The organism is Pseudomonas sp. GW823-FHT06E10 (assembly GCF_058794995.1).
The window spans coordinates 1-25,533 of the sequence record NZ_JBXAHJ010000025.1 but is presented as its reverse complement, the minus strand read 5'-3'; the positions used below and the strand labels follow the sequence as shown (position 1 = coordinate 25,533).

Below are 25,533 nucleotides of genomic sequence, written 5' to 3'. Positions count from 1 at the left end.
CCCAACGGTTGAGGATTGGAAGTGCAGCGTATGAAAAGCGACGTGTTATCTCCTGAGGCGTTTAGCACTCACCCAAGGAGTCGCTGATTAACGTCAATCAGCGACACCATCCTGATAAATCAAGGATCGCAGGCCGTTGAGGCCGAACGGATCGCAGCGGTCGTACTGCGACTTGTTGAGAACAACAGCAAGTTCGTACGTGAGAGAAAGCAAGCCAGAGAGAACATCAAACACCACCTGCTTAAATCATTTCAATCGGGGTTGAATTCAGGGTAGAAAACGGCCAGGGGTTAGCTGGGCATGGCTTACACTCTCTAATTGAGTAAACACCGCTGGTTGTCACGTGAGGTTCAGGCGCTTGCGTGGTTGGCCAATGCCAACTCGGCCAAGGTTCTGAATTCGGCGAGCAGGCCTCGTACATAGGTGATTTGATTATTCGCCCAACGGTGTTCCTCAACCATCATTCGCTCCATCGAGAAGCCTGGAGGAAGTGCCGTTTCGCTCATCTCCCGGTAAGGAATGAAAGGGTCAGCGGCTTCTCCGATATGACGGAAAGCTGGGGCTATGTAATGGTTTTCCTGTTCAAGGATGAATGCGATCACCTGCGGGGTTAACTCCCCTAGCATTAACAGCTCAAACAGCATGCGTGCGTTGGGCAGATCATCCTCGTCAGAGCCCTGCAGGACGCCGTAATGGCCGAATCCATTTTGCTCCGGAACAATGCGCACACCCTTGAGGTGGGCTTGGCGAATATGCGGGGCCATAGTTTGAAGCGCGGGCAGAGGAGCTTCACAGGCGTTGATCATGTTGCCGAAGTCGAACAATGCATGAAGTCGAGGGTGGTTGAGCCGGTTCAGTAGCTCTGCAATTTCACCGCTTTTGAGTTCCTCATGCTGCTCAAAATCGAAGAACAGATCGTGTTCATCTGCCTGTTTTGCGAGGTAATGCAGGTCTGACTCAATAATGTCCATAACCCCAGACAGAGTCCCCTCATAGCGTGAGTAAACGCGGATGTTCTGGCTGCCAAGGGTCTTGGCAATGGCGATGACTTGATCGACATCTTTTCTCCGTGTACTACTGATTTCCAGGTGCACATCCAGGCCCAGACAATTGGCCTTTTCTGCAAACTCGCGCAACTGTGCCTGCGTCATTTGGCTAAGGCTGTTTTCCTCGCCATCGAGCAAGTGCAAGCTGAGGCCTTGCAACTCGTGGCGATAGGCGAAGTCCAGCATGTCGGCAGGCGTGAGACGTCCATTGTTTAGGTTGGCCAGTAGGGGATAACTATGAGCAAACAAGCGCAGCTGCCCGAGCCTGTCGAGCAGTTGGCGGGCGAGTGCTTCGGTCAGTGCAGGAGGCGCCTCAGCCCCGACAGCCTTGTGGGTCAATAAGGCATTGAATCGTTTTTGGATAGCGTTCATTCGAGTCATTCCAGGGTATAGGTGGCGGGTCTACCGGGGCAGCCTTTATGTGTTATTTCCAGCTATGAATCGGCCACCCGGCCTGTTCCGCCTGATCACGCAGCACTGCGTCCGGGTTGACCACATTGGGGTGATCGACCTTCAACAACAGAGCCAGGTCATTACGCGAATCGGAATAGAACGCTGCGCCTTCGAGGCTTTCCCCTTCGGTATTCAGCCATTCCAGCAAACGCGTGACTTTGCCTTCGCGGTAGGTCAGTACGCCCTGGGTCGAGCCTGTATAGACGCCATGCTTGACCTCCAGCTCGATGGCCAATACTTCGTCGACGCCGATCCGTTCAGCTATCGGTTTTACCAGGTGCAAGCCAGAGGCCGAGATCACCAGTATCCTGTCACCCGCCGCACGATGGGCGGCGATTGTAGTGCAGGCGTCGTTGTAGATGATGGGGACAATGAAGTCCTCGATCCAGTGGCCGATCAGGTGTTTGACGTCTTCCGGCGTGCGGCTGACCAAGGGTTCCAGACTGAAGGCCATGTAGTCTTCCATTGACAGTTGCCCGGTGTTATAGGCAGCCATCAGTTCATTGTTCTTGCGCATGAATGATGCAGGGTCAACCCAGCCGAAGCGGCCCATCTGTTCGTTCCACAAGCTGGCGCAGTCGCCGTCGATCAGGGTTTCGTCCAGATCGAAAATTGCTAAAGTCATTAATGCGGTCCTCTAAAAATTCTTGCGACACCGGGTGCATGGTCGTCAGGCAAGTCTTTGGTGCCTGACAGTCAGGCTTGCGTACGAATCGTTTGATGCGGTGCCTCAGGCCACCTCACAAAGCGCCGACGCTTCGATGTTCAGGGTGACGCGTCGACCGTTGGGGTGTAAGTCGTCGGCGGAGCGGTTGAGCACGTCGACCACCAGTTCCACGCCACGGGCTTCAACTCGGTAACGAATCACGTTGCCCAGCAAACTGTGGCTGCACACTTCGCCGTCCAGCTCGCCGCTCAGGCTCAACTGGATGGCTTCCGGGCGAATCGCCAAGCGGCACTTGATCGGCCGCTGCAGTAGACGACTGGCGCATTCGGCGTCCAGCAGGTTGTAGTTACCGATGAAACCGGCGGCAAATACATCCACCGGCGCGGTGTACAGGGTTTCGGCGTCGCCGCTCTGCACAATCCGGCCTTGGTTCATCAGGAAGATCCGATCACTCATGGTCAGCGCTTCCTCTTGATCGTGGGTCACGAAAATCGTGGTCAAGCCCAGTTCACGTTGAATGGCGCGGATCTGTTCACGAAGATGTTTACGAATCCGTGCATCGAGCGCCGACAGCGGCTCATCAAGCAGAAGCAAGCGCGGCTGGGTCACCAACGAACGCGCCAGCGCTACACGCTGACACTGGCCGCCGGACATTTGGTGCGGATAGCGGTTGGCGAAGTCGGTTAGTTCCACCAACCGGAGGATTTCTGCCACGCGCTTGTGGCTGTCGTCACTGTTGATTTTTTGCATGCGCAAGCCGAACGCGACGTTTTGCTCGACGGTCATATTCGGAAACAACGCGTAGCTCTGGAACACCATACCAATGCCGCGCTTTTGCGGTGGGATCGGGACCAGGTCCTGACCGTCCAGCAGAATGCTGCCACTGGTGACCGACGTCAGGCCTGCGATGCAGCGCAACAGAGTGGACTTTCCACAACCGGATGGGCCGAGGAGAGTAACGAATTCGCCTTTATTAATTACGCAGTTGATGTCACTGAATACCGCGGTACCGGCGTAGTTCTTTTGCAGGTGTTCAACGCTGACGAAGTTCATTGGCTTTGGTCCTTATTCAGTAAATTGGCAACCCAGGTCAGCACTAGGACGAACACGAAGTAAGAAATCACCAGTGCACTGGTAAAGTGGCCGCTGCTGTTGCCCATGTTGTTCAGGTAAACCTGCAGGGTTTCGTAGCGGGTACCCACCAGGATGTTGGCGAATACGAATTCACCGAGTAGGAAGGAGAACGACAGCAGCAAAGCAATCATCAAGCCCTTACGCAGGTTCGGCAGCACCACCAGGAACGCTGCTCGCCAGGTGCTGGCACCGAGTAGTTGCGAAGCGTCCATCAGGTCGGTCAAGTTGATCGCTTGCAGGTTGTTGGTGATGGCCCTGTACATGAACGGCAGTGCCACGGTGAAGTAGCAACCAATCAGAATCCACGGCGTGCCAACCATGGCTAGCGGTCCTGAACCGTAGAGCTGCAACAGGCCCACCGACGACACCACGGGTGGCACCGCGAACGGCAGCAGAATCAGGATGTTCATCAGTGCGTCGAGCTTGGGAAAGTGATAATGCACCACGAACAGCAGTGGCAGGATCAGCACCACAGAGAAGATCAGCGAACCGATACACACCAGCAGCGACTGACCAAAAGCGCTCAGGAAGCGTGGGTCACTCCACAGTTGTGCGTACCACTTGATCGTGAATCCGCTGGGCAAAATGGTCGCCGACCAACTGCTGGAAATTGAGTAGATAAAGGTGCCTGCCAGCGGCAGCAAAAGAATGGCAAATATCAAGTACACCACTGCTCGGTGATAGACACCGGCGGGATCGAGTTCAACGCGAGACATGGTAGCTCCTCTTCAATAGCCACTGGTGGATGATGGTCACCAGCGTCATCAGGCCCACCAGAATCGCCGCCAGGGCGCTGGCCATGTTCGGGTCCAGGGAAATGTCGCCGGAAACCATCGCCGCGATACGGATCGGCAGCACGTTAAAGTTGCCGGTGGTCAGTGTGTACACCGTAGCGTAGGCGCCGAGGGCGTTGGCCAGCAGGATCACGAAGGTGCCCAGCAGCGCAGGCGTCAGCACTGGTAGACCGATATGCCGCCAGAACTGCCAGCCATTGGCACCGAGCAGCGAGGCAGACTCCCGCCAGTCCTCACGCAAGGCGTCGAAGGCTGGGTAAAGCAGCAACACACCCAACGGAATCTGGAAGTAGGTGTAGAGAATGATCAGGCCGGTTTTCGAGTAAAGATTGAAATCTTGAATGATCCCAGCCTGTTTGAGCATGATCGTAAAGGTGCCGTTGAACCCCAGCAGGATGATGAAGGCAAAGGCCAGCGGCACCCCAGAAAAATTGCTGGTCATGTTGGCGAAAGCGTTGACGAAATTGCGCAGTCGCGAGCTGACCCGACGCAAGGAATAAGCACCGAGCACCGCGATGATGATGCCGAACAGGCTCGACCAAAAACTGATCTCAAGGCTGTGCCCGATCGCTTGCCGATAAAACCGCGAATTGAACACTTCGGCGAAGTTTGACAGGCCCCAGCCGTTGGCTTCCGATTGCACGCTATTGAGCAGCACCCACACCAGCGGGGCAATCTGGAACACGATGAAAAACACAGCGAAGGGCACCACGCATAGCGCCGCCAGCCATTTACCTCGAACTGAATTCACTTGAGTAACTCCCTGCATATAGGTTTGTTGTGAGTCACGCCGAGCAGTTCGCAAACGGTGCCGCAGATTTCAGTCTGTTTCGGTGCCGCGCTGGCATTGAAACTGAAGCCGTTGCCGAGGACGAACAACGGCACTTCTCGTTCTTGCGGTAGCAGCCCGTTGTGAGAGCGATCGTTGTTCATGCCGTGGTCGGCCGTTACCAGCACTTGGTAATCGGCATCCAGCCAGCCTTGCAGGTAGTCGGCCAGGATGATGTCGACGGAGCGGGCGCTGTTGCGGTATTGCGGGGTGTCGAGGCCATGTTTGTGCCCGGCGTCGTCGATGTTCATGGGGTGCACCAGTAAAAAGTTCGGTGCGTGGCGCAGGCGCAGGTCTTCGGCGTCGGCGAACAGATGCGAGTCCGGGTAGTGATCGTTCCAGTAGAAATGGGCGTGCTGGATCGGCAGGTCGTAGTCGTCAGTGTGGCGGTCCCTGGCAGCGACAAACGGTGAACGGTTGTACAGCTCGCTGATCCAGTGATAGGCCGCCGCGGCGGTTGTCAGGCCGGCATCGGTGGCGTAATGAAAAATGCTGCGCTGATTGGACAGGCGCGAGACGTTGTTGTGGACGATGCCACTGTCAATGGGTGTCACACCGGTCAGGATGCATTCGTAAAGCGGACGGGACAGAGCAGGCAGTTCACACTCCAGTTTGTAGAGCGCCGCGCGTCCTGCGCCGACATAAGCCTGCAGGTGCCCCATGGCGTAGCGCGCAATCTCATAGTTGAGTCCGTCGAGCACGACAAGGATGACGTTGTGATTCATGGGGAAACTCCGGGGACCGTATTGAACACACACCACTGCGTAGGAGCGAACTTGAAGCGGTGTGTCGCACACCGCCATAGTGGACAAGTCCGCTCCTACAGGGTGTGGCCTTACTTCATTTCGACGATAACAGTCTCGTTCCACTTCTTGGGCAGCGCCTTTGACGTATTTTCCCATGCGTCGGCGTCTGTGATCGGTTTGACCTTTTTGTACTGTTCGTTGGGTAGCAGTTTGGCCTGCACGTCGGGCGGCAACGTCAGGTGTTCTGCACGAATTGGACGGGCGTTGCCGCGCGCCAGATTGATCTGGCCAGCATCGCTGAAGATGTATTCACGGGTTAGCTTGGCGGCATTCGGGTTCTTGGCGTATTTATTGATGATGGTGGTGTAGCCAGAAATCACCGAGCCGTCAGACGGGATCAGCACCTCGAAGTCATCCGGATTGACCATCTTGGCGCGATAACTCAGGCCGTTGAAGTCCCAGACTACGCCGACTTCGATTTCACCTTTTTCAATGGTGGCGATCGTTGGACTGGACAGTGACAGGCGATCTTGCTTGGCGAGTTCAGAAAACAACATAAGCCCCGGCCCAATGTTCTTTTCGTCACCGCCGTTGGCTAGCGCAGCAGCCAGTACGCCGTTGGAAGCCTGGGCAGCGGTACTAACGTCACCAATGGACACTTTGTATTTGCCCGTCTTCAAGTCAGCCCAGCTTTTCGGTGCTTCGGAACCATGCAGCAGTTTCTTGTTGATGATGAACGCGATAGTGCCGGTGTAGGCCAGCGCCCAGTGTCCGTCTTTGTCTTTGGCCCAATCCGGAACTTCAGCCCAGGTGGTCGGCTTGTACGGCTGGGTCACGCCCTGTTTAACAGCGATAGGACCGAAGGCTGCCCCCACATCGCCGATGTCGGCGCTGGCATCGTCTTTTTCTGCAGCGAACTTGGCGACTTCCTGAGCGGAGCTCAGATCAGTGTCGATGTGCTTGAGGCCGTAGGTCGTTGCCAGGTCTTCCCAAGTGCCTTTCCAGTTCGCCCAGTTATCGGGCATGCCGAGGCTGTTGACTGCACCTTCCGCTTTTGCGGCGGCTTCCAGGGTTTTCAAATCATCAGCCGCCATGGCTGCGGTGCACATGGCAATGGTCGAACCTAACAGTGATGCCAGAAAAAGATGTTTCATTCGAAGCTCCTTCATGGGCGTTTCAGCGTTGCGTTTTATCGACGGTATTTTTGTTAATCTGGTCTAGTCCAGCAAAACTTGAGCCACTTTAGGTCCGTGAGATGACATTTTAATGTCGAGATCAGTCCTGCCCGGGTTCTGCTCAGATGGGAGAAGTACTCCGCCTCGCGAACTGAAATAAGAGGTAATTCTTTGATAGCCATGGATTTATATTTTTTTTTTTTAGTACTTTTAGGCTCCTGGCAACGTTTTTTTCATCTGTCCGTCATACGCTTTGCCTCGGCTGTAAAATACTTGCTAAGGTGGTATTCACACTCGAATCCGCCAAAAAAACGCACTGCACTAGTCCAGATAGGTAACGTTGATGCGCGAAAATACACCTAGAGCGGTAACAACCATCGGTCAGGCCTTACAGGAGCAGATCGAGCACGGCATGTTGCCTCCCAGTAGCAAACTGCCTTCCGAGCGTAAACTCAGCGAGCTGTTCAACACCACGCGGATCACCGTGCGCGAAGCGCTGTTGCAACTGGAAGCTCAGGGGCTGGTGTATCGCGAGGAGCGACGTGGCTGGTTCATTTCGCCGCCGCGCCTGGCGTATGACTTGATGCGCCGCAGCCACTTTCACGCCATGGTAAGTGCGCAGGGGCGAGTGCCGTCGACGGAGGTGCTTTGCGCGCGCCTGCAACCGGCGTCGGCAGTCATCTGCGATCTGCTGCAGTTGCCGGCGTTGTCCAGCGTGATCCAGATTTGTTGCGTGCGGCGCATCGATCAACGGCTGGTACTGTACGTGGAGCATTACCTCAAACCAGAGTATTTCCCGCAGATACTCGACTTCGATCTGAATCAATCGCTGACTGAGCTATACGCCAGCCATTACGGCATTCGCTATGGACAGGTGCGATTCGAGATCGTACCGACAGCGCTGCCGGTGGATGCAGCTGCAGCGCTGAAGGTCTCGCTGGGCAGCCCCGGCCTACGCATCGCCCGGGTCAATTATGACCAACATGGATTTTTAATCGACTGTGACCTGGAGTACTGGCGACACGATGCGATTCATATGAGTGCGGTGGTGCCGGGGTAGGGAGTATTTATTAGCGACGCTTTTTTATGTCGCATGCACTGGAACCAGCTCTCGAATTTCTATAACCGTACTCCTTGGTGTGGAGTGAGCGATTCAACTTCGTACAATGCAACGAGGTAGTGCAGCGGTTTTTCGGCGATCTGGCTGTTGTTTGTCGCGGGCAAATCGAAGAACTTAGGCCGCGCATGGACCGCACAGCCGCTCTGCGTAACACCTAGGTAAAGTTCTGCTCTGTAGCTAGCAAAGTCATCCAGACCATCTTGCCGTTCAAGATGAAGGAAGTTGCGGGAATGTTCGCCAGCACGGCTCGGGCTGAAGTAAAAGACCGCCGCCAGATCCGAGAACTGGCTGATGGCATAAGCCCGGAAAACAGTTTCATGTCCCGAGCCTCGACCTTGCACGACCGTCCGTATATGGACTCCTCCTCATTGCAAGCCCCCTTTGCTTTGGCGCCCGTGCCGACTGCACATGTATATTCGGCCTCTGACTTCGGCATCGATTCGATGTAGGGCCATGATGGGCTATTCGCGCGTCGGCTCCCAATCGCTTCTACGTGCTTTACGCACCTGGACACTTGAGGGTTTTACCAACGCTGGTTCGACCGGTTTGCCGTCGTTCGGGTTGCTTAGCAATCTGGGTAGACGGTTGTTTATGCGTTGGACGTGGCGGCTTGGTAGATCAGGCCGCAGCCCGATCCGGTTGGTAATTAGTGTCGTTGCGCAGCATCGCCCAAGCCATGCGTGCGGTTTTGTTCGCTAGTGCGATAGCGGCCACATTGGGATGTGAGCGCTCAGCCAAGCGGACGACCCACTGGCTAAGTCGATCGTCTTTGGACTTGGCTGTGCGCAGTGTCGACCGCGCACCGTGGACCATCAACGTTCGCAGATAAGCATCCCCACGTTTGCTGATGCCAAGCAGTCGATCCTTGCCGCCAGAACTGTGTTGCTTTGGCGTCAGCCCTAGCGAGGCGGCCAGTTGTCGGCCATTGGCAAACTGTCGGGCATCACCGATGGCAGCAATGAGTGCGGTGGCGATCATCGGGCCGACGCCGCGCAGTTGCTGCAAACGGACGGCCGTCGGCTCACTTGCCGCGATCGCAGATATTTCGCTGTCGAGTTGGCCAACACGTTCATCCAATGCGCGAAGGTCGCCCCACAGGCCATTCAGCAGACGACGCAAGCGTACCGTCAAACCGTTATCCGCCTCTTCCAACCAGCACGGTATTGCGCGACGCAGCATGAGCAATTCCTTCGGCGCAATGAGGCCGTACTCGGCGATCAACCCATGAATCTGATTGGCTTTGGCCGTCCGCTGTTCGATTAAGCCGGCCCGGATGCGATGCGTCGCCTGGATATCCTGTTGCTCGATGGTCTTGACGGCGACGAAGCGCATGCTGGGGCGGCTCATCGCCTCACAGATTGCCTCGGCATCGTTGGCGTCGTTCTTGTTGCTCTTGACGTACGGTTTGACGAACTGCGGCGCGATCAGTCTCACCCGAAATCCGCGTGCCTGTAGCTGCCGCGCCCAATGGTGTGCACCACCGCAACTTTCCATGCCGATTTCACAGCCGGGCTCGATCTTCTCCAGCACCGTTTGCAGCCAGCGATCGCGCGGTAAACGCTGCCGCCAGACAGGCTGCTCATGACGATCCACGCCGTGAATCTGAAACACGTTCTTGGCCAGGTCGACCCCAATGCGCAAAAGCTTCATGTGTGGACTCCTTCTCACTGTTGACTGTGGTTCGCACTTTCAGTCTGGCACTCAAGATGCCGAGGTGAGGAGGAGTCCATCCCATTGCTTCTGGCCGATCGCTGCCTGTCGCAAAGGGTAGAAAACGGCCCTTTACGGTCGTTCACTGCTGGACGCTACCTGCTCGTCCATGAACGACTGGCCCCCGTTACGCGAACTACAGAGTGGTCAGGGAGAGCAAGCCCAACAGCGGCCAGATATACGAATGCAATCGCACTGACGACAGCGTTGGAAAAGCGTTACTCATCACTTGTGGGGAGAGTCCATATATGTGATATCCATCGGGATGAAGAGCAAAACTCTTCTCCGCTAATGGTTAGGAACCGGACAGGCAACCAGAGGCGGCCTAAACCCATTATTTTTTCGCCATCTGTTTGACGGAACACTTACCCATCGACCGTCTCGGACTTCTTTTGCATCACCGTACAATCCTGTAAGCAGCACAGTAGAAGGTGTCAAGGCTGTTTCGACCCTGTAACTCGACAAGGTGATCTCCTAAATCTCTTTGCTCACGAAGTCGCGCATGGCGAAATTTTGATACTACTCGTCGAGTTGGCGGGAGCGACGAAGGGCTGACGACGATTATTGTTTTCGCACAGAAGCAGGAAACAATAATCATGCTGCCGTTGATCAAAAGAATAGACAGTCACGTTCATTTTTACACTTCGCAAGACCTGCGCCGAGTAGCCGGTTCGCTGCCCTATGCATTACCGGAGCCGCATCCGCTGACGGCTTATCTGGATACATTGATCGATGCCGGAATTGCTCCGACGTTCCTCAATAACGTCCATTTGAGCATCCTGCCCGACTCTGAAAACGTGTTCGCTTCTTTCGAGGAGCTCAGGAACCTCCAGGCAACAGATCCGCTGCGCTACGGCGAAGTGAAACTGGTGGGGACGATCAAGGCGCAGCCTGCTTACGCCACCCAGGAACGTCTGGCACATCCTCAAATTATCGGCGCCCGAATCGTTCTGCACGATGCCAGGCCCGAATCTGTTTCTGATACCCAGTTCCGTGATGAACAATGGCTGGCGTTTTACGCCCGCCTGCTCCCTCACCAGCATCTGCACATTTACGCGAAAGAAGCCGAGACGAATCTACGTGTACTGCGCCAGGTTCCGGGCGATGTGCGGGTCATCATCGATCATGTGGGCACCTGTCACAGCGAGCGTGGCATTACTGAACCGGCTTACATCGCACTACTCACTGAAGCACGAGAGCGAGGCAATGTTTGGTTCAAAGGCCCTGGCTATCGCACCTCTGTTGATCCCGAGGAAACCGCTCGCTTCGTGACGCAGATTGTCTGCTCGGTCGGCGCGGACAAGATTCTTCTGGAGGCAACTGACGCACCGCATGTTGGAACTGACAACAAGGGTGTGCCGTATTCCGACCTGTTGGATTTAAACAAGGCTTTCAACTTTGTTGATGCCGTTGCACATCAAGTTTCCAAAGAAACCCGAATTCCTGTTGGCCAACTGCTCAGGGGAGCACTTGGTCAGTTGGTAAGTTGAGCTACGCCCACGCTATAACTTCGAGATATCCTGAGATGACTAACATTATTACAAAAGAAATCAACTTTACTGTTAAGTACGGCGAAGACACCCTAAGTCTCAAAGGCGCCGTATTTCAGCCAGAACAGCTGGACGCTGCCTCGCAAAAGCTTCCACCCGTAGTTTTTAACTCCGGTTTCACTGGCGGGGTGACGATGTACGGCCAACTGTTCGGCCGCGCCTTGGCCGCCCGGGGTTATCGAGTCATGACCTACGATGTGGCCGGTTTCTTTTCCAACAAGTACATGCGCAATACGATCAAGTCTGGGGACATTGAGATCACCAATGTCAGCCTGGAAGACCAGAAAGATGAAGTTCTGGGCGCCGTAGAATGGGCGCGCGAGAATTTCGGCGAAATGCCCGTGGTCGCATCTTGGGCGATGGGGTCGGTGGCGAGCCTGGGCGCAGTGGCTGAACTGGCCGCTGCCGGTGGTGAACAAATCCGCTTTTGGGTGCCGATGAGCTACACCAACATCCGTAAGCTGCAAGCCTTGCGTGCAGACAAAGGTGCGGCGGATGCAGCCATTCACCAACTCCTGGATGATGCTCCGATTCCTCCGTTCGATACCGGGACCGATGCGACCCGCCTCGGCTACTACCCGCTTGATCCAGAGACTCAGGCTTACGTTGATCAGCAACTGGGTGGCTACACCGAAGCGGGTGGCGCGGACCGTTGGCCTGGTTGCACTCACGTGACGGCTAAGTCTTACAAGTCCTATGTAGCGTATGACCCGGAGCTGTCCATCGAAGGTGCAAAAGGCTTCCCGCCAGCGCTGATCATCCACGGCGCCGACAACACACTGCACATGCCGTCGGAGTCTGTACGTCTGCACCAGAACTATCCAGGTGATGCAGGCCCAAGCGCGCTGATCATTTCGCATATGCAACATGGCCAGCAGAATCAGGTGGACAGTCCTGTATTCAAATCGATGATCCAGAGCATCGATGAGGCGATCCGCGCGCGCGGCTGATCCGCTCGCCATTATCCTGTGGGACCCCGGGTGACGAGGTTTCACAGCGATTTCCGTTGTTGTGGGGTGCGCTCCCCGTCATTACGATCTATCGCTGCGCTTCGACCTGGCTCGTTCGCAGTCTCAACGGTGCAATCTGGCTGAATGCCTGTCTAACCCCTAACATGGCGTGTCCAAAGCCCCTCGGGCCGGCCTAAGCTATTCACTTGAATGGCTGGAACTTCCCATGAAAAGGATCTGGCGATGACAGCCCCCAACGAATCAGCGACGTCTGTGAATAGCTCCACAACCAAACGAATCGGGTTGCTCATTCTCCCTGAGTTTTCAATGATGGCCCTGGCGGGAGCCAGCGAGCCTTTGCGGTCTGCCAATCGGTTATCCGGTAAAGCACTTTATGAGTGGACCCTGCTCACAGAGTCGGGCGGGCCGGTCAGCTCCAGCAGTGGTATCGAAATACAGACCCAGGCAATTGATCAGGCGCCGGAGTTAGATCGCGTTTTTGTCCTGGCGAGCCTAGACATCGAACACCAGAAGCCACCGAAAATACTGCGCTTTCTCCAGCGAGCAGCTGCGGGGGGGAAAACCGTGGGCGCCCTGAGTACCGGTACATTCATTTTGGCGCGCGCCGGATTGCTGGAGGGAAAGCGGTGCACCTTGCACTGGGAGTGCATCGGACAATTTTCGGAAGAATTCCCCACGATCGAGGTCACCAAAGACCTGTATGTCAACCATGACAATCGATGGACCTGTGGGGGCGGGACGGCGGCCATTGACCTCATGCTGGCGCAAATCGCTCTTGATTTCGGTAATCAACTCGCTGCCAGTGTTGCCGAGCAATTCCTGCACACCAGAATAAGGGCGCCGGAAGAACATCAGCGGATGTCGATTCAGTGGCGGTTCGGAATTCACGATCGACGGCTGACGGCGGCCATTGCTTTCATGGAAAACAATCTGGAGAACATCGTCGGCATCGAAGAGATCGCCGACCGATGCAATCTGTCGCACCGTCAGTTGGAGCGCTTGTGGCATCAGCACTTCGGCATGACGCCAAAGAAATTTTATCTGGAACTCCGGTTGAACGAAGCACGCCGATTGCTGCGCGAAAGCACTCAGCCCATTGCTTCCATTGCTTACACCTGCGGGTTCGTCTCTGCGTCGCATCTGGGCGCCGCTTACCGGCGTGTCTGGGGATGCACTCCCGGAGAAGAGCGACGGAAATTTGATGATGCGCATTCCTGATCGCGAGTCCTGAGCGCCGTGGTCGATGGGCGCCAATCCCTCAATAAACCTCAGACTCGATTCGCCCTGTAAAACCGCATAGCTAGCTAATGACTTGGCCCGACTGTTGGTGTGCACGGTTAGAACTTGGTGAACTGGCGATCCAGTATTCTTTCTGTCTTACTCGACCTTTTGAGCTGTATTGCAAGCCGAATGCATCGCGACGTCGGTTTTTTGATAAGAATCGTCGAGCTCAAAGCTCAGTGTCCGCTCAGTGACGCGGTAATGTTTCTCACAGAGTCCGGCGTCCACTTCCAGATGCTCAGCCGGCAATAACAACAATGACGTACAGAAGGCATAACAACCATGGAAACCTTGAGTTTCGTTCTGGAAAACGGCGGGCTGATCAGTCTGCTACTCGGACAGCACCTTCTCATCGTCGCGATAGCGGTGGGGCTGGCGATTCTGACCGGTGTGCCTGTTGGGATCGCGATCTCCCAGCACCCCAGGATGCGCCATTGGGTGCTAGCCTTCGCTGCGGTCCTGATGACCATTCCCTCCGCCGCGCTGTTCGGGCTTATGATTCCGGCCCTGTCGTTGATTGGCTACGGGATCGGCGTAGTACCGGCGGTCATTGCGCTGTTTCTCTATTCTCAGCTGCCCATCATCCGCAACACCACCACTGCGATCTCTAACATCGACCCGGCCTTGCGCGAAGCAGCGATCGGGATGGGCATGTCAACCTGGCAACGGCTGCGCAAGGTTGAGCTGCCGATTGCGGTCCCGCTGATCATGGCGGGCGTCAGGATGGCCACTGTCATCAATATCGGCATTGCGGCCATCGCGGCCTATATCGGCGCCGGCGGCCTGGGCAGTCTCATCATTCGCGGCATCGCTCAATCCGATACACGGCAGCTGTTGGCCGGAGCCATCGTCATCAGTGTCATTGCAATTGCGGCCGATTACGCGCTGTACGGCTTGCAGCGGCTCCTGACGCCGAAAGGCCTGAACAAGAACAAAGTGGCCACTGGCCGAATGAAGGAAGCGACGACGTGATCCAGATCGAAAACCTCAACAAACAATTTGGCTCAATCACCGCTGTGGAAGATGTCTCCTTCAACGTTGAAGAGGGACAGATCTGCGTACTGCTTGGGCCGTCGGGCTGCGGTAAAACCACGACGCTGAAGATGATCAACCGACTGATCACGCCTACCTCGGGCACGATCCGAATTGGTGGTCGCGATACCTCTGAACTGGACAGCGTTACCCTCAAACGCTCGATCGGTTACGTGATTCAGCAAGTCGGGCTGTTCCCGAACATGACCGTCGAAGAAAACATCTGCGTCGTGCCCAACCTGCTGGGCTGGGACAAGACCAAGAGCCGCAAGCGAGCCGCAGAGCTGCTGGAAGTGGTCGCGCTGGAACCGGCCAAATTCCTGAAACGTTACCCGTGCGAACTGTCGGGTGGTCAGCAGCAACGCGTGGGAGTGGCTCGTGCCTTGGCCGCGGATCCGCCCGTGATGTTGATGGACGAGCCCTTTGGCGCGATCGATCCCATCAACCGGGAGGTGATCCAGGACGAGTTCATGCGCATCCAGCGTCAGGTCAACAAGACCGTGCTGTTTGTCAGTCATGACATCGACGAAGCCGTGAAGATGGCTGACTGTGTCGCCTTGTTCCATAACGGCAAAATTCAGCAATTCGGCAGCCCGGATGATCTGCTGGCGCGGCCCAATAGCGAGTTCGTGGCGAACTTCATGGGCAGCGACCGGATCATGAAACGCCTGTGTTTGCTGCGGGCCGGTGACATCGCCAGCAAGATCCCGCCACGGGAACAGATGCAGGTCGTCGGCGGCAACAGCGGTATCGCTTCGCGCTCGCAACTGATCGTCAAACCTGGAGATGACCTGCGCTACGTGCTCTCGCAGCTACTGGGTCGCGGCCAGGACTGGGCGTTGTGCAACGACAGCGACGGTCGCTTCATCGGCTATGTCCACCAGGCTGACATCTTGGCGCGACTGGTTGAAAACATTACTCCGGCGGTGCACTGACGATGTCTGACTTACTGATCAGATTTTGGGAAGGGCTCCAGTTTTACTGGAGCGACATCAGCTACCTGACGGTCCAGCATCTGCAGATCGTGGCGGTCAGCGGGGTGCTGGCCCTGGCCATCGCGCTGCCGTTGGGCGTCTGGATGAGCCGTCCGGCGAACCAGCGTTACGCCATGGTCAGCATGCAGTTCCTCAATGTGGGACAGGCGATACCCAAACTCGCACTGTTGGCGTTGGCAATGAGCGTTATCGGCATCGGCAGCGGCGCAGCCATCATCGGTTTGTTTGTCGCCACGTTGCTGCCCGTGGCGGTTAACACCTATGAAGGTTTGCGCGCGGTACCACCGCACTTGGTCGAAGCGGCCGAGGCCATGGGCATGACGCCACGGGAAACACTGTGGAAAGTCGAGATTCCGAATGCGATGAACGTGATTTTCGCGGGCATCCGCACGGCGCTGGCGATCAACGTCGGCACCGCGCCGCTGGCCTTCCTGGTCGGTGGTGGTGGGCTGGGCGAGTTGATCTTTACGGGTATCGACCTGAACGACTTTGGCATGATGTTGGCAGGTGCTGTGTCGACTGCCCTGTTGGCCATCGCCGTCGATCTAGCGTGCGGTTTGATCCAAAACGTTGCAGTGTCGCGTGGTTTGAGGTTGGCCGGGCGTACATGAATTTGAAGACCCTAGACATAAACTAATAATACGAGGTGCATCATGATTCATCGAGTGCTAACCAGTCTGATCTTTACGCTAGGCCTTGTTTTAAGTTCCGTGGGCAGTGCTTCTGCCGATAGTACTATTGTGGTAGGTGGCAAGAAGTTTACAGAGCAGCAACTGGTAGCGGAGATGACAACTCAGTTATTGCGTGCCAATGGATACAACGTAGATAAGCGCCCGGATTTGGGGTCGTCTGTACTGCGCGCGGCACAAGAGAACGGTCAGGTTGATGTGTATTGGGAATACACCGGCACCTCCCTGATTACTTACAATAAAGTCATGGATAAGCTGAACGCTGAAGAAACGTATAAGAAGGTCAGCACCCTTGACGCACAGAAGGGCATAACTTGGCTGAATCCATCGAGAGCCAACAACACCTACGCCTTTGCCATGCGCAAGGAAGAGGCTGATAAAGATGGCATCGTTTCGATCAGTGATCTGGCGAAAAATATTGGTGCAGGCAAAGCCTATAAATTCGCCTCTAACGCTGAATTTTTTTCGCGACCCGATGGCTTGCGGCCTCTTCAAGAGACCTACAAGTTTGAATTCGAGCGCAAAGATGTCGTGCGGATGGACGGCGGCCTGACTTACCAAGCGCTCAGGGATGGCCAGGTGAATGTAGCGTTGGTGCTGTCGACTGATGGGCGGATTCCGGCATTCGGCTTTGTCGCACTGAAGGACGATAAAGGGTTTTTCCCCAGCTACGCGTTGACGCCTGTGATCCGTACGGAAGTCTTGAAAGAAAATCCGAAGATCGGCGAGTTGCTGAACGCTCTGTCTTCCAAACTGGACGACGACATTATTGCGGGTCTCAATTCTCGGGTAGACGTTGGTCGCGAGTCTATCGAGAGTGTATCCAAGGAATTTCTGCAGAAGAACAAGTTGATTTAGTTAAAGCTTCGTCCGCTTCAGGATTGAGGTCTCTCGGCTTTATAATCCTTAGGCCAGTGTCTTAGTGCTGGCCTCTTTTTATCTTGCTTATTTATAACGCCCAACCGAATAGCTCGAGGCTTGAGCCATTCCGTTCGCCTATACTGACTAGGAGAATTACCAATGCAGTTTAATAAAAAGTTGCTGGCTTGTTCATTGTTGGTGCTGGCGGCAAGTGCTCAAGCGGGTAATGATATTGACCGCATGACCCTCAGCGACATGCGTCATGCATTAAATAAAGGGGACATCACCTCCGAGCAACTGGTCCAGCACTATCTGGATAACATTCGCGCGAACAACCATCAGGGTCAGAACATCAATGCGCTGGTGACGCTCAATGAGCAGGCGATCGAACAGGCTCGCAAGTGGGATGCTGAGCGGGCTAAAAATCCCAATGCCAAGTATGCACCGCTGGCTGGCATTCCGTTCGTGGTGAAGGACAATTTTGACGCCGTCGGGATGGTCACCTCCGGTGGGTCCTACGTACTGCGTTCATCAGTGCCGAGCCAGGATGCCTTCACCGTCAAGAAGCTGATTGACGGGCAGGCGATTCTTCTCGGCAAAGCCAACCTGTCGGAACTGGCCGCGTCTTTCGGCTGGTTTGGCTACAGCTCGTTTGGCGGCCAGACGCTGAACCCGAGAAATACCAAGCGTGACGCTTCTGGCTCCAGCAGTGGTTCTGCCGCCGCCGTGGCTGCATCGTTCGCACCTTTTGCGCTGGCCTCGGATACCAGCGGTTCGATCCGCGCACCGGCCAGCGTCACAGGTACGGTGGGTTTTCGACCTTCGCTGGGGCTGATCAGTCGCAGCGGCATTATTCCGCTCTCGCTCGCCTTCGATACCAGCGGCGTCATTACCAACAACGTGCTGGATCAGGCCATCGTGTTGGATGCGATCAAGGGACAAGACAAAAGCGATTCAGCGACCTTGGATCTTGTTTCAGACCGTATACAGTTTGAGCAAGCATTGAACCGTGCTTCGCTGGAAGGCAAAACCATTGGGGTGATCACCAACTTCAAAGACGCCAACCCAGAGGTGGATGCAGTCTTCAAGTCGGCGCAGGAAACCCTCGGCAAGCGTGGTGCTCATGTCGTCGCCATCGAGCTGCCCAAGGCATTTGAAACTCTGTGGAGTGATGTGCTCGGCCCCGTGGGAGAAAGTGAATTCAAACCTCAGTTCGAGCGTTACCTGTCGACGCTCAACCCGAGCCAACCGCGAACACTTGCTCAGTTTCTCGATCTGGCCAAAAAAAATCAGGCGGAAAACGGACCGCATGGGATGAACCCGGCACGCCTGGCCGGCCTGGAAGCCGTATCGAACATCGCAAGCACCGATTCGCCGCAGTACATCTCCATTCTCTCCAGAAAGATCCCGCAGCTGCGCGTGCAACTGATGGACATCATGAAGAGGAACAAAGTGGACAGCCTGTTCTTTGCAACCATCAATTGCCCGGCCTCGGTAGTTCACGGCGTGACCGATGACAGTTACGTGTGCAACTCCGGTGATACCTACGCCTCGTCGTACATCGCCTCGGCCACAGGATTTCCTGAGATCACGGTTCCGGCAGGCACCATCAAGGGCAACCTGCCGGTCGGTGTTTCGTTCCTGGGTGGCTACGGTGACGATGCCAAGGTCGTGGGTTTTGGCTACGCGTTCCTCGGGCGCTAATCGTTCAGATTTGTTCCAGCAACCAGCTACGGAACGCGATGAGCGAGGGAAGCCTTTCATTGCGCGGTGGGTAAGTCAGGTAGTAACTGCGCTGGCTGGCGAAGGGCTGATCGAGGCTGATCAGCTCTGCGCTGGCCAACTCGTCGGCCACTAGGATACGTGGCACCAAACCGATGCCGATGCCAGCTCTGACAGCCTGGATCAAGTGCGAGGTGAGTTCGAAACTCGGCCCCAGCCGCATCATTCGATGGGGCAGGCCGTGGTGGCTGAACCACTCGCCCCAGACGTTGGCGTTGCTTGCGACGTTGAGCAGTGTCTGTTCGCCAATGCGCTCCGGCGTCCAGGCGTCATGGAGTTCGGCCGCTTCTGGAGAAATGATCACCATCAGTTCTTCAGTGTGCAGACGATGGCTGATCAGCCCTGGCAAATCGGCATTGCCGACGACGATCGCGGCATCGATACCGCTGGTTTCGAAGTCGATGGCGTCGATCCGGGAGTTGATGTGCACCAGCATGCCGGGATGGGTTTTGTAGAAGTCATGAAGGCGCGGCAATAACCACTTCGAGCCGAAGGTCGGCAAGGTGGCCAGGCGCAAGGTGCCGCTGCCCGATTGATAAGCCATGGCTTGCAACGTGGCGCTGCGGATGCGTCCGAGCGCTTCGCTCATTTCCCGCTGGTAGAGGCGACCGACATCGGTCAACTGCACTTGCCGGCCTTCACGGCGAAACAGTGTCAGGCCCAGTTGCTGTTCCAGCGCCTGGACTTGCCGGCTCACGGCGCTTTGGGTCAGTGACAGCTCCATCGCGGCGCGGGTGCAGCTTTCATGGCGGGCGGCGGCTTCAAAGGCGAGCAGCAACGACATCGAGGGCGTGAGGTGACGGTAATTCATTCGTAAAAGTCATTGATAGCGGCAGGATTATCCGTTTGTCCGGCGCCAGAGCCTGCAGGATCATTGGCGCAGCCGACGACCTGAGGCTGACCCATTAATGCTCAGGCGACAAGTGTTTTGATTATTCCCATGATTAGACCGACAAGAGAACAGTCTGCGATGATCGCTCAGTTGCCCACCGTTGCACTCGCGGCACACTACCCGGAATTTCTTGAGGCCCTGCGCGTCAGCGGCTTTCGTGGTCAGCTCAGCGCCGACTACGCCACCCGCACCGTACTGGCGACCGACAACTCGATTTACCAGCGCCTGCCGCAAGCGGCGGTGTTCCCCGTGGACTCGGACGACATCGCACGCATAGCGACCTTGATGGCCGAACCACGTTTTCGCCAGATCAAACTGACCCCGCGGGGCGGCGGCACCGGCACCAACGGCCAGTCATTGACCGATGGCATCGTGGTCGACTTGTCGCGGCACATGAACACCATCCTCGAAATCAACGTCGCCGAGCGTTGGGTGCGGGTGCAGGCGGGCGTGGTCAAGGACCAGCTGAATGCCGCGCTCAAACCCCATGGGCTGTTCTTCGCCCCGGAGCTGTCGACGTCCAACCGCGCCACTATCGGGGGCATGATCAACACCGACGCCAGCGGCCAGGGGAGTTGCACCTATGGCAAGACCCGCGATCACGTGCTGGAACTGCACAGTGTGCTGCTCGGTGGCGAGCGCCTGCATAGCCGGCCTCTGTCCGACGCGGAGCTGGAAGTGGCATGCACGCAACCCGGCCGCATCGGCGAGGTGTACCGGACGGCGCGGCACATTCAGGAAACCCAAGCCGACCTGATCGAGTCGGTGTTCCCCAAACTCAACCGCTGCCTGACCGGTTACGACCTGGCGCACCTGCGCGACGAGCACGGGCGTTTCAACCTCAACAGTGTGCTGTGCGGGGCGGAAGGTTCGTTGGGCTACATCGTCGAAGCCAAGCTCAACGTGCTGCCGATTCCCAAGTATTCGGTGTTGGTGAACGTGCGCTACAGCAGCTTCATGGATGCGTTGCGCGACGCTAATTCGTTATTGGCGCACAAGCCGTTGTCCATCGAAACCGTGGACTCCAAAGTGTTGATGCTGGCGATGAAAGACATCGTCTGGCACAGCGTCGCCGAGTACTTCCCGACGGACGCTGAGCACGCGACGCTGGGCATCAATCTGGTGGAGTTCAGTGGGGAAGCCCTGGCGGACGTGAATGCTCGCGTGGCGTCGTTCGTGGAGCATCTGCAGGCCGACACGACGATTGAGCGACTGGGCCACACCTTGGCCGAAGGGGCCGAAGCCGTGACCCGCGTATATGCCATGCGCAAACGCTCGGTCGGGCTGCTGGGTAACGTCGACGGCGAGGTTCGCCCGCAGCCTTTCGTCGAAGACACCGCCGTGCCGCCGGAGAAACTGGCTGACTACATCGCCGAGTTCCGCGCCTTGCTGGATAGCCATGGCCTGGCCTACGGCATGTTCGGTCACGTCGATGCCGGTGTGTTGCATGTACGTCCGGCGCTGGATATGAAAGATCCGGCCCAGGCCGCTCTGATCAAGCCGATTTCCGATGCCGTGGCCGAGCTGACCCTGAGTTATGGTGGGCTGCTGTGGGGTGAGCATGGCAAAGGTTTGCGTTCGGAATTTGTCCCCGGTTTTTTTGGCGAGCTGTACCCGGCGCTACAATCGCTCAAGGGGGCGTTCGACCCGCACAATCAACTCAATCCCGGCAAAATCTGCACCCCACCGGACGCCGCCCAGGGCTTGCTCAAGGTCAACGAAGTCACGCTGCGCGGTGATCTGGACCGGCAAATCGACGAGCGCGTCTGGCAAAGCTTCGGCACCGCCGTGCACTGCAACGGTAACGGTGCCTGCTACAACTACGATCCCAACGACGCGATGTGCCCGTCGTGGAAAGCCACCCGTGAACGCCAGCATTCGCCAAAGGGCAGGGCCTCATTGATTCGCGAGTGGTTGCGTCTGCAAGGCGCGGCCAATATCGATGTATTGCAAGCGGCCCGAGGCAAGTTGTCGTGGCTGAGCGGGTTGCCAACGCGGTTGCGCAACAACCTGGCGCGCTCGCGCGGCGAGGCGGATTTCTCCCATGAAGTCTACGACGCGATGGCGGGGTGTCTGGCCTGTAAATCCTGTGCGGGACAATGCCCGGTCAAGGTCAACGTGCCGGAATTCCGTTCGCGATTTCTGGAGCTGTACCACGGTCGTTACCAACGCCCGCTGCGCGACTATCTGATCGGCTCGCTGGAGTTCACCCTGCCTTACATGGCCTACGCGCCAGGTTTGTACAACGCAGTGATGAGCTCGAAATGGGTGAGCCGTCTGCTTGAACGACAGGTCGGCATGCTCGACAGTCCGTTGATCAACCGCCATAACTTGCAAGCCACGCTGACCCGCTGCAAGGTCGCTGTCGCCAGTGTGCCTGCCTTACGCGAGCTCACTGTCGCGCAACGTGAGCGCAGCGTGGTGCTGGTGCAGGACGCCTTCACCCGGTACTTCGAAACCCCGTTGCTGGCGAGCTTTATCCAGTTGGCGCATCAGCTGGGTTATCGGGTGTTTCTGGCGCCCTATAGCGCCAACGGCAAGCCTTTGCATGTACAGGGTTTCCTCGGTGCCTTCGCCAAGGCAGCGATCCGCAACGGCCATCAGCTCAAGGCGCTCGCCGACTGTGGAGTGCCGCTGGTGGGCCTGGACCCGGCGATGACGCTGGTCTACCGCCAGGAATATCAGAAAGTACCGGGGCTCAACGATTGCCCAAAGGTCCTGCTACCCCAGGAATGGCTCTGCGATGCGTTGCCGGAAAATCCGCATCCCGCGACTGATACATTCCGTTTGTTGGCGCACTGCACCGAGAAAACCAATGTCCCGGCCAGCACTTCGCAATGGGAAACCGTTTTTGCCCGGCTCGGGCTCAAGCTGACGACTGAGGCGACCGGCTGTTGTGGCATGTCGGGTACCTACGGCCATGAGGCACGGAATCAGGGCACCTCACGAACCATCTTCGAGCAGTCATGGGCCAGTAAGTTGGATAAGCAGGGTGAAGCACTGGCGACGGGGTACTCTTGCCGCAGCCAGGTCAAACGCATGGCCAACAGGCAACTGCGCCACCCACTGGAAGTGATCCTGGAACATACGCTCGCGAAGCTAAAGCGGGAGCGGGCGTTTTGAGTTATTGCTGTAGCTCCAAGTTTCACAGCCCCACCTGAGAGGCCGCTTTTGGCCGATTCTGTTGAAAAAGTCGGTCTGCCAAAACTGCCTGATCATTGACTGGTGAAAGCGCCTTTTTTGCACGCTGCTACGTGAAATCCGAGTCCGGAAGCCTTTGCCAAAAGTAAAGATTTCAATCTCGGACGCGTACTTTTCTGATGTGCAAACGATGGCCGACTTTTTCAACAGAATCGGCCGAACTCTGCCGTTGCTCACCGGCAGTTATAATGGGTCGGTTACAGCCCTTCGCGCCGGGCAGCAATCGGCCCAGAGTGTGTAAAAACGCAGACACCGTTTGGCAATCTGCGTTGCTATGTAAAATCTGCCAGCGCTTGGCTAGTCGGCCAGACCTGAAATTTGCGTAGGAACGCGAATTTCGTTCTGGTTTTGACCGTCAAACCTGCTCTAAAACGTTTTTACACAGTCTCGACCAAGAGCGGCCATTCAATCCAAGTCCGCTACGAGCCATAAAAGATCTGCCAGGTGCGTATCCCGCTAGTTACCTAGTCTGTAGCCTTTCTCCACGGACCAACTCCCTCCACGATCGTCCGACCTAAGGATGGTCTGAAGTAGCCATGTATTTCTGGCTGACTTCGGTCACCGCCGATTTTAAAATTGGCAAGTCGATCCAAAATACTCAAATCCCTCACTCATTCCCGTCTTTTTAGGCGTTGCGAGTACCTCGCGGCGGCTATTCCCACATTCACAGGCGCACCTCTCCGGCATTGCTCAGTAAATGTCGGCGGGCCATCCACAGATTCGACAGTGCAAATAGCGTCACCAGTTGCGCTGTGTTCTTGGCCAGGCCACGAAAGCGTGTTTTCACATAACCGAACTGGCGCTTGATCACCCGGAACGGGTGCTCGACCTTCGCCCTGACTTGCGCCTTGGCTTTTTCGATTTTGCGTTTGGCTTTGTACAGGACGCTGCGCTTGTCCAGTTTCTGGTAAGTGCTGCGCCGTGCTGCGATCTGCTAGATGACCTCGCGACCTTCATGCTCGGGGCGCTTCTCCACGCCGGTATAGCCGGCATCGGCACAAACCACGTTTTCGTCGCCGTGCAACAGCTTATCGACCTGCGTGACATCGGCCACATTGGCCGCTGTGCCCACCACGCTATGCACCAACCCCGACTCTTCATCCACACCGATATGGGCCTTCATGCCGAAGTACCATTGATTGCCTTTCTTGGCTTGGTGCATTTCCGGGTCGCGCTTGCCGTCCTGGTTCTTGGTCGAACTCGGCGCATGAATCAGCGTGGCATCGACGATGGTGCCCTGGCGCAACGACAGGCCGCGATCACCCAGATAGCCATTGATCACGCCCAGAATCCCCGCCGCCAGCTCGTGCTTTTCCAGCAGGCGACGGAAGTTGAGGATGGTGGTTTCGTCGGGAATGCGCTCCAGGCTCAGCCCCGCAAACTGGCGCAGAATAGTCGTCTCGTACAGTGCCTCTTCCATCGTTGGATCGCTGTAGCCGAACCAGTTTTGCATCAGATGGACACGTAGCATCGCCATCAGCGGATAGGCCGGACGACCACCATCACCCTTCGGATAGTGCCGCTCGATCAAAGTAATCAAGCCCTTCCATGGCACCACCCGATCCATCTCGATCAGGAACAACTCTTTACGGGTCTGCTTACGTTTGCCGGCGTACTCGGCATCGGCGAAAGTCATTTGCTTCATCGGAAAACTCGGTGGGTGGAGTCTGGGTATTTTGCCAAAATCAGGAAGTCTTCTTCAGAGTTTCCCTAAAAACCTCCTATCCATCTGGTTCTCTTGATTTTTGATTGCAGACTTCAAATGGCTTAGGTTGTAATTGGCATGTGCCCAACGACGTTGAGTTTTTGGGGGCGAACTCATCGAACTCACCTGTTTTCATTCTCATCCAGCTATACGCCCGCCGATCTGCTGACTCCATAAACAGAGTCCAGGCCGCGAATGCAGCTTCGTTGCACTCTGATGTCCAATAAGAATTCCACCAATAATGCGCGCACGCTTCTTTATGTCGCCATTGCGCTGCTTCATTTCTTCGCGATGTTCGAAGATCTGTTTCTGGCCCCTCAGGCCAAACATTAAGTAACGGATTCCCACTTTTGAAACCATACAGTTTCTGTGCGCGTTGTTTACGCCAGACCACCCCAGAAGATTCGTCAGTCTGAATGACACGATCTAGCCACGCCTCTCTACGGTTGACGGTGGCTGCAATCGCTATTTTAAAGAGATGCTGATCGTTGCTAGCATCGTCCACCTGCTCCTGAAGTAGCCTTTCAACCTCTTCTGATTCGAGTACGCGAAAGAGCATTTTAGTCATTTCTTCAATTTGAGCTACCCCAACAAAACGGGTTATCAGAACTTCACTCAGGGCACGCCACAGCGTCGCCCCTTGCTTAGGTGATGCAATTAGCAGTGGTTCGCACAGTGCCAGATAGAGAGCTTCGGCCAAGCGCACGCGCTGCTTGAAGTCGGCCGTAGGCACATTACGATCGAGGCGAGCCCACTCTATCTTTGCCTCATCCAGATCGCTGCCTAGGGGGGATTTCAACCCTTCGGCCTTCAGCATCCCTGCCTGTAGTGGTCTAATGAAACCGGACACCCATTTAGGCGAGAATGCTCGCCAGATCGAGGTGTCAGATGACCAAACAA

At 56.2% G+C, this 25,533-nt stretch carries 20 protein-coding genes and 2 pseudogenes; 10 read left to right on the top strand and 12 right to left on the bottom strand.

All coding sequences use genetic code 11. The features are described from left to right. Positions 1-350: 350 nt before the first annotated feature. The 7 genes from AC1Q6Y_RS27290 to AC1Q6Y_RS27260 form a co-directional block, all read right to left on the bottom strand. Positions 351-1,418 carry a sugar phosphate isomerase/epimerase family protein gene (locus AC1Q6Y_RS27290; protein ID WP_492625565.1) on the bottom strand — a complete coding sequence of 356 codons (1,068 nt, stop codon included), beginning with the start codon at positions 1,416-1,418 and terminating at the stop codon, positions 351-353. Positions 1,419-1,470: 52 nt separating this feature from the next. After that, on the bottom strand, positions 1,471-2,124 hold the full coding sequence (locus tag AC1Q6Y_RS27285; protein WP_492625564.1) for an HAD family hydrolase: 654 nt from the start codon (positions 2,122-2,124) through the stop codon (positions 1,471-1,473). 105 nt (positions 2,125-2,229) lie between these two features. Beyond that, positions 2,230-3,219, bottom strand: coding sequence for an ABC transporter ATP-binding protein (locus AC1Q6Y_RS27280; protein ID WP_492625563.1), 990 nt, complete (start codon positions 3,217-3,219; stop codon positions 2,230-2,232). Next, positions 3,216-4,016, bottom strand: coding sequence for an ABC transporter permease (locus AC1Q6Y_RS27275; RefSeq protein ID WP_492625562.1), 801 nt, complete (start codon positions 4,014-4,016; stop codon positions 3,216-3,218). The genes AC1Q6Y_RS27280 and AC1Q6Y_RS27275 overlap by 4 nt, the downstream gene beginning before the upstream one ends. Then, positions 4,003-4,863: an ABC transporter permease gene (locus tag AC1Q6Y_RS27270; protein ID WP_492625561.1), complete on the bottom strand. Its 861-nt coding sequence runs from the start codon at positions 4,861-4,863 to the stop codon at positions 4,003-4,005. The genes AC1Q6Y_RS27275 and AC1Q6Y_RS27270 overlap by 14 nt, the downstream gene beginning before the upstream one ends. Then, positions 4,842-5,648 (bottom strand): alkaline phosphatase family protein, encoded by an 807-nt coding sequence (locus tag AC1Q6Y_RS27265; protein ID WP_492625560.1) that lies wholly within the window; start codon positions 5,646-5,648, stop codon positions 4,842-4,844. The genes AC1Q6Y_RS27270 and AC1Q6Y_RS27265 overlap by 22 nt, the downstream gene beginning before the upstream one ends. Positions 5,649-5,758: 110 nt before the next feature. Continuing rightward, positions 5,759-6,823 (bottom strand): ABC transporter substrate-binding protein, encoded by a 1,065-nt coding sequence (locus AC1Q6Y_RS27260; protein ID WP_492625559.1) that lies wholly within the window; start codon positions 6,821-6,823, stop codon positions 5,759-5,761. Between the two features lie 364 nt (positions 6,824-7,187). Between AC1Q6Y_RS27260 and AC1Q6Y_RS27255 the strand changes: the two genes are divergently transcribed. Next, positions 7,188-7,904: a UTRA domain-containing protein gene (locus tag AC1Q6Y_RS27255; protein ID WP_492625558.1), complete on the top strand. Its 717-nt coding sequence runs from the start codon at positions 7,188-7,190 to the stop codon at positions 7,902-7,904. A gap of 92 nt (positions 7,905-7,996) precedes the next feature. Here AC1Q6Y_RS27255 and AC1Q6Y_RS27250 read toward each other — a convergent pair. Both AC1Q6Y_RS27250 and AC1Q6Y_RS27245 read right to left on the bottom strand, forming a co-directional pair. Then, positions 7,997-8,317 (bottom strand): annotated as a pseudogene (locus AC1Q6Y_RS27250) (IS66 family transposase); the annotation flags it as partial. A gap of 265 nt (positions 8,318-8,582) precedes the next feature. Next, a complete protein-coding gene (locus AC1Q6Y_RS27245) occupies positions 8,583-9,614 on the bottom strand; it encodes an IS110 family RNA-guided transposase (protein ID WP_492625557.1) in 1,032 nt (343 codons plus the stop codon). Positions 9,615-10,270: 656 nt separating this feature from the next. Between AC1Q6Y_RS27245 and AC1Q6Y_RS27240 the strand changes: the two genes are divergently transcribed. The 8 genes from AC1Q6Y_RS27240 (at position 10,271) to AC1Q6Y_RS27205 (ending at position 18,757) form a co-directional block, all read left to right on the top strand. Further along, positions 10,271-11,164, top strand: coding sequence for an amidohydrolase family protein (locus tag AC1Q6Y_RS27240; RefSeq protein ID WP_492625556.1), 894 nt, complete (start codon positions 10,271-10,273; stop codon positions 11,162-11,164). Positions 11,165-11,199: 35 nt separating this feature from the next. Continuing rightward, on the top strand, positions 11,200-12,174 hold the full coding sequence (locus tag AC1Q6Y_RS27235; RefSeq protein ID WP_492625555.1) for an alpha/beta hydrolase family protein: 975 nt from the start codon (positions 11,200-11,202) through the stop codon (positions 12,172-12,174). Between the two features lie 243 nt (positions 12,175-12,417). Next, a complete protein-coding gene (locus AC1Q6Y_RS27230; RefSeq protein ID WP_492625554.1) occupies positions 12,418-13,413 on the top strand; it encodes a GlxA family transcriptional regulator in 996 nt (331 codons plus the stop codon). Between the two features lie 345 nt (positions 13,414-13,758). Beyond that, on the top strand, positions 13,759-14,448 hold the full coding sequence (locus AC1Q6Y_RS27225; protein ID WP_492625553.1) for an ABC transporter permease: 690 nt from the start codon (positions 13,759-13,761) through the stop codon (positions 14,446-14,448). Next, positions 14,445-15,443, top strand: coding sequence for an ABC transporter ATP-binding protein (locus AC1Q6Y_RS27220; RefSeq protein ID WP_492625552.1), 999 nt, complete (start codon positions 14,445-14,447; stop codon positions 15,441-15,443). The genes AC1Q6Y_RS27225 and AC1Q6Y_RS27220 overlap by 4 nt, the downstream gene beginning before the upstream one ends. A gap of 2 nt (positions 15,444-15,445) precedes the next feature. Continuing rightward, complete coding sequence (locus tag AC1Q6Y_RS27215; protein WP_492625551.1) at positions 15,446-16,114, top strand: ABC transporter permease; 669 nt, start codon at positions 15,446-15,448, stop codon at positions 16,112-16,114. A 42-nt stretch (positions 16,115-16,156) separates the two neighbouring features. Then, positions 16,157-17,050, top strand: a complete 894-nt coding sequence (locus tag AC1Q6Y_RS27210; protein WP_492625550.1) for a glycine betaine ABC transporter substrate-binding protein — start codon at positions 16,157-16,159, stop codon at positions 17,048-17,050. A 162-nt stretch (positions 17,051-17,212) separates the two neighbouring features. Continuing rightward, entirely contained in the window at positions 17,213-18,757 is a 1,545-nt protein-coding gene (locus AC1Q6Y_RS27205) for an amidase family protein (RefSeq protein WP_492625549.1), read from the top strand. A gap of 4 nt (positions 18,758-18,761) precedes the next feature. Here the strand turns inward: AC1Q6Y_RS27205 and AC1Q6Y_RS27200 are convergent, their stop codons facing one another. Continuing rightward, positions 18,762-19,646 (bottom strand): LysR substrate-binding domain-containing protein, encoded by an 885-nt coding sequence (locus AC1Q6Y_RS27200; protein ID WP_492625548.1) that lies wholly within the window; start codon positions 19,644-19,646, stop codon positions 18,762-18,764. 159 nt (positions 19,647-19,805) lie between these two features. Between AC1Q6Y_RS27200 and ydiJ the strand changes: the two genes are divergently transcribed. Then, positions 19,806-22,850, top strand: coding sequence for a D-2-hydroxyglutarate dehydrogenase YdiJ (gene ydiJ / locus AC1Q6Y_RS27195; protein WP_492625547.1), 3,045 nt, complete (start codon positions 19,806-19,808; stop codon positions 22,848-22,850). Between the two features lie 742 nt (positions 22,851-23,592). On the opposite strand, the pseudogene AC1Q6Y_RS27190 reads toward ydiJ, so the two are convergent. Both AC1Q6Y_RS27190 and AC1Q6Y_RS27185 read right to left on the bottom strand, forming a co-directional pair. Continuing rightward, positions 23,593-24,573: pseudogene (locus AC1Q6Y_RS27190) on the bottom strand (IS5 family transposase). Positions 24,574-24,649: 76 nt separating this feature from the next. After that, positions 24,650-25,533: hypothetical protein (locus tag AC1Q6Y_RS27185; protein ID WP_492625546.1), on the bottom strand; the 884-nt coding region annotated here is incomplete at its 5' end.

Excerpts from the sequence above, each read along its gene's own strand:
- AC1Q6Y_RS27290 (WP_492625565.1), bottom strand. The coding sequence starts at position 1,418 with ATGAACGCTATCCAAAAACGATTCAATGCCTTATTGACCCACAAGGCT.
- AC1Q6Y_RS27285 (WP_492625564.1), bottom strand. The coding sequence starts at position 2,124 with ATGACTTTAGCAATTTTCGATCTGGACGAAACCCTGATCGACGGCGAC.
- AC1Q6Y_RS27280 (WP_492625563.1), bottom strand. The coding sequence starts at position 3,219 with ATGAACTTCGTCAGCGTTGAACACCTGCAAAAGAACTACGCCGGTACC.
- AC1Q6Y_RS27275 (WP_492625562.1), bottom strand. The coding sequence starts at position 4,016 with ATGTCTCGCGTTGAACTCGATCCCGCCGGTGTCTATCACCGAGCAGTG.
- AC1Q6Y_RS27270 (WP_492625561.1), bottom strand. The coding sequence starts at position 4,863 with ATGCAGGGAGTTACTCAAGTGAATTCAGTTCGAGGTAAATGGCTGGCG.
- AC1Q6Y_RS27265 (WP_492625560.1), bottom strand. The coding sequence starts at position 5,648 with ATGAATCACAACGTCATCCTTGTCGTGCTCGACGGACTCAACTATGAG.
- AC1Q6Y_RS27260 (WP_492625559.1), bottom strand. The coding sequence starts at position 6,823 with ATGAAACATCTTTTTCTGGCATCACTGTTAGGTTCGACCATTGCCATG.
- AC1Q6Y_RS27255 (WP_492625558.1), top strand. The coding sequence starts at position 7,188 with ATGCGCGAAAATACACCTAGAGCGGTAACAACCATCGGTCAGGCCTTA.
- AC1Q6Y_RS27245 (WP_492625557.1), bottom strand. The coding sequence starts at position 9,614 with ATGAAGCTTTTGCGCATTGGGGTCGACCTGGCCAAGAACGTGTTTCAG.
- AC1Q6Y_RS27240 (WP_492625556.1), top strand. The coding sequence starts at position 10,271 with ATGCTGCCGTTGATCAAAAGAATAGACAGTCACGTTCATTTTTACACT.
- AC1Q6Y_RS27235 (WP_492625555.1), top strand. The coding sequence starts at position 11,200 with ATGACTAACATTATTACAAAAGAAATCAACTTTACTGTTAAGTACGGC.
- AC1Q6Y_RS27230 (WP_492625554.1), top strand. The coding sequence starts at position 12,418 with ATGACAGCCCCCAACGAATCAGCGACGTCTGTGAATAGCTCCACAACC.
- AC1Q6Y_RS27225 (WP_492625553.1), top strand. The coding sequence starts at position 13,759 with ATGGAAACCTTGAGTTTCGTTCTGGAAAACGGCGGGCTGATCAGTCTG.
- AC1Q6Y_RS27215 (WP_492625551.1), top strand. The coding sequence starts at position 15,446 with ATGTCTGACTTACTGATCAGATTTTGGGAAGGGCTCCAGTTTTACTGG.
- AC1Q6Y_RS27210 (WP_492625550.1), top strand. The coding sequence starts at position 16,157 with ATGATTCATCGAGTGCTAACCAGTCTGATCTTTACGCTAGGCCTTGTT.
- AC1Q6Y_RS27205 (WP_492625549.1), top strand. The coding sequence starts at position 17,213 with ATGCAGTTTAATAAAAAGTTGCTGGCTTGTTCATTGTTGGTGCTGGCG.
- AC1Q6Y_RS27200 (WP_492625548.1), bottom strand. The coding sequence starts at position 19,646 with ATGAATTACCGTCACCTCACGCCCTCGATGTCGTTGCTGCTCGCCTTT.
- ydiJ (WP_492625547.1), top strand. The coding sequence starts at position 19,806 with ATGATCGCTCAGTTGCCCACCGTTGCACTCGCGGCACACTACCCGGAA.